Raw genomic sequence first — 5944 nt, 5'->3', positions numbered from 1 at the left:
GAAGTACGTGGGCCGGCGCCGGCCGCAGGCCGAGTCGCTCCTGGTCGTCGCCGATGACGAACCCGTGGGGTACGCGCAGTACTGGTGCGCGGGCCCGGCGGACGGGGGACTCGACCTGGTGCTGGTCGCCGGTGCGCGCGGCCGCGGGCTCGGGCCGGACGCGGCCCGGGCCCTCGTGCGGCACGTGTGCGGCACCCTCGGATGGGAGCGGGTGACGGTCGACCCGGCCGTGACGAACGAGCGGGCGGTGCGCGCCTGGGAGAAGGCGGGCTTTCGCCGTGCCCCGGACCGGCCCGGCGCCGAGAGCGGGGACGGGGGCGGCGAGGCGTGCGTGCTGCTGGAGTACCGCCCGGTCAGAGATCCTTGCCCAGGAGCGTGCACATCGCCTCGTGACGCCTGATCTCGCCGTCCGGACCCTCCTCGTCCCACGTGTCCAGCTCGCGGCCGAACGCCCGGTAGCCGAGCCGCTCGTACAGGGCGCGGGCCCGAGGGTTGTCGTCCTCCACGGCGAGGACCGCGCGGTGCAGTCCCCGGGCGGCGATCCGGTCCTCGGCCGCACCGATCAGCAGGGTGCCGAGGCCGCAGGACTGGAGGGCGGGGAGCACCGCCAGCTGCCAGAGCGTGCCGGCGTCCGGGCGGGGCGCGTAGTCGACGCCGCCGATCGCCACCGGGACACCGGCCGGGGTACAGACGGCCAGATAGTCCACCTCGCCCGCGGCGGCCCGGTCCAACTCGTCGGCCACGTGGCGCACATGGGTCGGCGAGCCCGACCAGGAGCATGCGGGCAGATCCTGCGGACGCAGGTCCCGTACCTCGACGGGGACGCTGAGCCGGGTGTGCGGGGTGGTGCGGGCCGTGTTCACGCGGTCGAGCATGACGGCGCGGGCGGGCGCGGCGCAAGGCGATTGCCCGGCGCCGGTCCGCATCCCGGGAGTGCCGGGCGGCGGCACGGCTCACATGTGTGCGGCGCCCTCCTTGATCGCCTCCCTGATCCGGTGGTACGTGCCGCAGCGGCAGATGTTGCGGATCTCGTCGAGGTCCGCGTCCGCGATCTCGCGGCCCTGCGCCCTCGCCTGTCTCACCTTGGCGACCGCGGCCATGATCTGCCCGGGCTGGCAGTACCCGCACTGGGCGACGTCGTGCGCCAGCCAGGCCTCCTGCATGGGGTGCAGATCGGCGCCGACCGTGTCCGGGAGGCCCTCGATCGTGGTGATCTCGTCGTCGGGGCGCACGTCCCCGACCCGTACCGAGCACGGGTTGAAGGCCTTGCCGTTGACGTGGGACGTACAGGCCTTGCAGACGTTGATGCCGCAGCCGTACTTCGGCCCGGTGACACCGAGGACGTCGCGCAGGACCCACAGCAGCCGGACGTCGTCGTCGACGTCGACGGTGACCTGTTCGCCGTTGAGGACGAAGGTGTGCGTGCTCATGTGCGGACGCTCCTCAGTAGGTGTGGTGCAGACCGTCGGTCGGTGACGCGGGCACGGGCGGGACGAAGGGTTTGACGTCGAAGGAGAGGGCGTCGTGGTTGACCGGGAAGCGGGTGGGGACGGTGCCGGTGGCGCGGGCGTAGGCGCACGCGACCGCGGCCACCGAGGCGGCCACGCCCGCCTCTCCGGCGCCGCCCGGCTGCGGGGAATCGGAGGGCATGACGATGCACGCGAACTCGGGCGGGGTGTTCCACTGCCGGGTGTAGAAGTAGTTGTCCCAGCTGGCCTCCAGGAAGTGCCCGTCGCGCAGGTGCAGACTGCTGGTCAGGGCCAGGGCGATGCCGTCGCTGACACCGCCGAGCATCTGCGCCTCGAGGCCCTTCGGGTTGATCACCAGACCGGCGTCGACGGCGATGACCGCCTTGGTCACGCGCGGGCCGGTGACGGCGTCGGGGACCGTGCGGCCGACGGTCCCGGGGCGGCAGTCGATCTCGACGAGGACGGCGGTCGCCCCCTTGTACTCGCTGTGGACCGCGATGCCCTGGGCCGTACCCTCAGGCATCTGCCTGCCCCACCGGCCGGCTTCGGCGACCTTCTCGAGCGCCGCCTTCACCCGGTCGTTGCGCAGGAAGGCGAGGCGGAAGCGGAGCGGATCCTGGCCCATGGCCCGGGCGAGCTGGTCCACGACGAGCTCGTTGGCGCAGGCCACGTCGGGTGAGTAGATGTTGCGCATGCTCCCGGTGTTGAAGCGCGCGTCGGTCTCGCTGAGCAGCTGGGTGACGAGACCGAAGTGGTACGGGAGTTCCTGGGTCAGGGTGAAGATGGTCTCCGAGAACGTGAGTCCGCCGAGTCCGGTCGGCAGCCGGTCCGCCGTCGCCGTGATCATCTCGCCGAGCCCGTGGCTGAAGTCGGTCACGACGCTCGTGTGCCGCTGTTCGAAGGTCAGGACCTGACCGGCGAGGTGAGTGGCCCGGATCCGGGAGGTCGCCATCGGGTGCACCCGGCCCTGCCGGGGTTCGTCGGCGCGGTGCCACATCAGCTTGACCGGCTTGCCCATGGCCTGCGAGACGGTCGCGGCCTCGATCGCCGCGTCACCGAAGAGCTTGTGGCCGAAGGAGCCGCCGCCGGTGACGACGTGGACGGTCACCGCGCTCGGCGGCAGCCCGACCGCCCGGGCGATGTCGCCCTGCGCGACGACGGGCGACTTCAGGCCCGCCCACACCGTGGCGCGGTCGGCGCGGACGTCGGCGATCGCGCAGTTCGGCTCGAGCGCCGCACTGCTGCGGAACATGAAGGTGAAGTCCGCCTCCACCGTCTTCGCGAGCAGCGGGACCTTCGGTACGGCCAGCGGCAGTTCGGCCCTGCGCACCCGGGCGAGGATCGTCTCGTCGGACTCGCCCTCCACCGATCCCGGCGCCCAGTCCACGTCGAGGGCGCGGACCGCGTCGATGCACTGCCCGAACGTCGCGGCGCGCACGGCGACACCGGTGCCGACCGTCGCGACGTCCGTGACCCCGGGCATCGCCAGCACCGCCGGCGCGTTGCGGACCTCCTTCGGCGCGCCGTTGAGCCCCGGCGGGCGGCAGACCATGGTCGGCAGCGCGTCCGGTATCTGCAGGTCCATCGTGAACTGCTTCTGCCCAGTGACCGCGGCGCGCGCGTCGGCGCGGCCCCGGGGGCTGCCGATCACGGTGTACTCCGATGCCTGCTTGAGCTCGGCCCGCACCGCCCTGACCGTGCGGCCCGCGGCCTTGGCGGCGAGTGAGCCGTAGGTCCGCGACGCGCCGTCGGCCGCGGTGATGACACCGGCCTTCGCGGTCAACAGCTCCACTGCGGTGCCGAGTTCGAGTGCGGCGGCCTCCAGCAGGGCCTTGCGGGCCACCGCGGCGGCGACCCGCACCGGAGTGAAGGTGGACACCGTGGTGTTCGACCCGCCGGTCAGCTGGTTGAGGAGCAGCTCCGGGCGCGCGGGCGCCAGGGTCACGCGCACCTTCTCGAGCGGCAGGTCGAGCTCCTCGGCGATGATCATCGCGGTCGAGGTCGTGATGCCCTGCCCGACCTCGGCGCGCGGCAGTTCGAAGGAGGCGGTGCCGTCCTCGTCGAGCACGATCTTCACGAGCGAGGAGGTGGGCAGCGCGGCGAGCGTCTGCAGGTCCTCCAGGTCGAACAGTTCGGGGATCTGGGGCGCGGTGGGCACGGCGGCGTGGGCGGGCGTCCCGAGGCGCAGGTCCGCCGCGACGGCGAGCGTGGCTCCGGCCAGTACGTATCCGATGAACGTGCGGCGTGCCATCGGCGCGCGCCGGTCGCGGTCGTCGGTGGAGCCGCCCTCGGCGGGGGCGTCGGTCATGGGGCCATCACCTCTTCGTCAGGCGGTCCGCGCCGGACCCGGCCGTGGCGGATTCCGAGGTTCCCAGTCGAGCGGATCACGGGCCGGATGCGCAGCACGTTGCGGGTATTGCGGGCCGGACGCGGGTGAAGGTTGGCGGCGGATTGTGAGCGTTCGCCGCACAACCGGGGAGGGGTCGAATGATCCAATGACTGGAGCATGAACCAAAGTTCACGCGGCCGCGTCGACGACCCCTTCCCTGCGTGGTGACTGCACCGACATAGTGGCGCCCGTGCGGAATTCGGATTCCGCAATCTGGAAGTTTCTGCAACTGTGGAGAGTCGCACATGTCGCACACCGGTCCGTCCCCGGCCCGACGTATCGCGCGTTTCCTGCGGAAGTCACTGTTCGCCCAAGTCGCCTGTGCCCTCGTGGTCGGCGTCCTGGTCGGGCGTCTGTGGCCGCACGCCGGCACCGCTGTCCAGCCCCTCGGCGACGGCTTCGTCCGTCTGATCAAGGCGATGATCTCGCCCCTCGTCTTCTGCGTGGTCGTCGCGGGCATCACCAAGGCGGGTGACCTGAAGGCCTTCGGCCGCATCGGCCTCAAGGCGCTCCTCTGGTTCGAGGCGGCCACCACCGTCGCCCTGGTCGTCGGCCTGATCGCCGGCAACGTCGTGCACCCCGGCGCCGGCATGAACGTCGACCCGTCCACCCTCGACGCCTCCGCCGTCGACGACAAGACGGGCGGTGGATCGCTCCCCTCCACCAGCGAGTTCATCCTGCACTCACTGCCCGACAGCGCCATCGGCGCCTTCGCCGAGAACTCCCTGCTCCAAGTGCTCGTCCTCGCCTGCCTGGTGGGCGCCGCACTGCTCCACCTGGGCTCCACCCGCGTCCCCGCGATCCTCCCCGCCATCGAGCAGGCCCAGGACGTGGTCTTCGCCATCGTCGGCTTCATCATGAAGCTCGCCCCGATCGCCGTGTTCGGCGCGACCGCGCACCTCGTCGGCGAGTACGGCATCGGCTCCATGGCCACCTACGGCAAGCTCATCGCCGTCTGCTACGGCGTCGCCCTGCTCTTCCTGCTCCTGCTCGGTCTCGCCCTCAAGGCGCTCACCGGCGTCAGCCTGTGGAAGTTCGTCCGCTACACCCGCGAGGAGATGCTGCTCGCCCTCGGCACCGCGTCCAGCGAGGCCGTCATGCCGCGCATGATGCAGAAGCTGCGCCAGGCCGGCTGCCGCGAGGACGCGGTCGGCCTCGTCCTGCCCACCGGCTACTCCTTCAACCTCGACGGCGCCTCCATCTACCTCTCCGTCGGCACCCTGTTCATCGCTCAGGCCGTCGGCGTCGACCTGACGCTCGGTCAGCAGATCACCGTGGTCCTCGTCCTGATGCTCACCAGCAAGGGCATGGCCGGCGTGCCCGGCTCGGCCTTCCTCGCGCTGTCCGCGACCGCGGCCGCCCTCGGGGTCATCCCGGCCGGAGCGGTCGCCCTGCTCCTCGGCGTCGACCGCATCATGGACTCGATGCGCGTCGCCACCAACCTCCTGGGCAACTGCGTCGCCGTCTTCGTCGTGTCCAAGTGGGAGGGCGTCTTCGACAAGGTCCGCATGACGAAGGTCCTCGGCGGCGAGATCCCGTTCGTCCCCGAGGGCGAACGGGTCGACGCCACGGCCTCCGCCGCCGATCCGGAACGCACCACGAGCTGACCCGGAAAAGCGTTTGAGCCGGGCGGGACCCTGTGGGTACCGTCGTGCCGGACCGTGACAGCGACGCAGGGAGGTGAGCCCCCGTGAACACATTCACCCGTGGGTGCTCCCTCGATCCGTCACGGTCCGGCGGCTGACAAGCGGTGTCGCCAGGAGCGCCCGAGACCGAGGCACTCCTGAGGAGACCCCGATGAACACACAGCCTTTCCCGCCCGGCACGGGCGAGCGCGCCGTCACCGTCACGCGCGTCGCGGACCACCAGTGGCACGCCCTGGAGGACGACCTGGTCGTCGGCCGCGGGCACGCCCAGCGCCGGGCCGACGGACGCCTGTTCGTCAGCATCGACGCCTGGCACGACAGCGACTTCGACCGGCTCGTCGCGGCGCTGCTCGCCGACCTGCCGACGCCCCTGCACACCGTCGTCGACGAGGCCGACACCGCCCTCATCGCGGCCTGGCGGCGCGCCGGATTCACCGTCC

The 5944-nt window shown here is 71.7% G+C and carries 5 protein-coding genes and 1 pseudogene; 3 read left to right on the top strand and 3 right to left on the bottom strand.

Going from position 1 to position 5944, the window contains the following annotated elements; translation table 11 throughout:
- Window positions 1-400 (top strand): GNAT family N-acetyltransferase (locus tag GTW43_RS18695; protein ID WP_161303171.1); only part of this gene is annotated, 400 nt, incomplete at its 5' end.
- Here the strand turns inward: GTW43_RS18695 and GTW43_RS18690 are convergent.
- The 3 genes from GTW43_RS18690 to GTW43_RS18680 form a co-directional block, all read right to left on the bottom strand.
- Entirely contained in the window at window positions 354-863 is a 510-nt protein-coding gene (locus GTW43_RS18690) for a GNAT family N-acetyltransferase (RefSeq protein WP_343246053.1), read from the bottom strand. The two genes, GTW43_RS18695 and GTW43_RS18690, sit on opposite strands and share 47 nt — an antisense overlap.
- A 90-nt stretch (window positions 864-953) precedes the next feature.
- Window positions 954-1430 (bottom strand): (2Fe-2S)-binding protein, encoded by a 477-nt coding sequence (locus GTW43_RS18685; protein WP_161303169.1) that lies wholly within the window; start codon window positions 1428-1430, stop codon window positions 954-956.
- A 13-nt stretch (window positions 1431-1443) separates the two neighbouring features.
- Window positions 1444-3777: a molybdopterin cofactor-binding domain-containing protein gene (locus GTW43_RS18680; RefSeq protein ID WP_161303168.1), complete on the bottom strand. Its 2334-nt coding sequence runs from the start codon at window positions 3775-3777 to the stop codon at window positions 1444-1446.
- 326 nt (window positions 3778-4103) lie between these two features.
- Here GTW43_RS18680 and GTW43_RS18675 point away from each other — a divergent pair, with 326 nt between their 5' ends.
- Complete coding sequence (locus GTW43_RS18675; protein WP_161303167.1) at window positions 4104-5465, top strand: cation:dicarboxylase symporter family transporter; 1362 nt, start codon at window positions 4104-4106, stop codon at window positions 5463-5465.
- Window positions 5466-5655: 190 nt separating this feature from the next.
- Window positions 5656-5944, top strand: a pseudogene (locus GTW43_RS18670) (GNAT family N-acetyltransferase); the annotation flags it as partial.

Origin of the sequence: Streptomyces sp. SID5785, from assembly GCF_009870065.1 — a bacterium.
Lineage (GTDB): Bacteria > Actinomycetota > Actinomycetes > Streptomycetales > Streptomycetaceae > Streptomyces.
The sequence above is the reverse complement of the archived record's forward strand: the minus strand, read 5'-3'. Positions and strand labels throughout refer to the sequence as shown.

Bases quoted from the DNA above. Each gene is read 5' to 3' on its own strand.
- GTW43_RS18680 (WP_161303168.1), bottom strand. From the start codon at position 3,777: ATGACCGACGCCCCCGCCGAGGGCGGCTCCACCGACGACCGCGACCGG.
- GTW43_RS18675 (WP_161303167.1), top strand. From the start codon at position 4,104: ATGTCGCACACCGGTCCGTCCCCGGCCCGACGTATCGCGCGTTTCCTG.
- GTW43_RS18685 (WP_161303169.1), bottom strand. From the start codon at position 1,430: ATGAGCACGCACACCTTCGTCCTCAACGGCGAACAGGTCACCGTCGAC.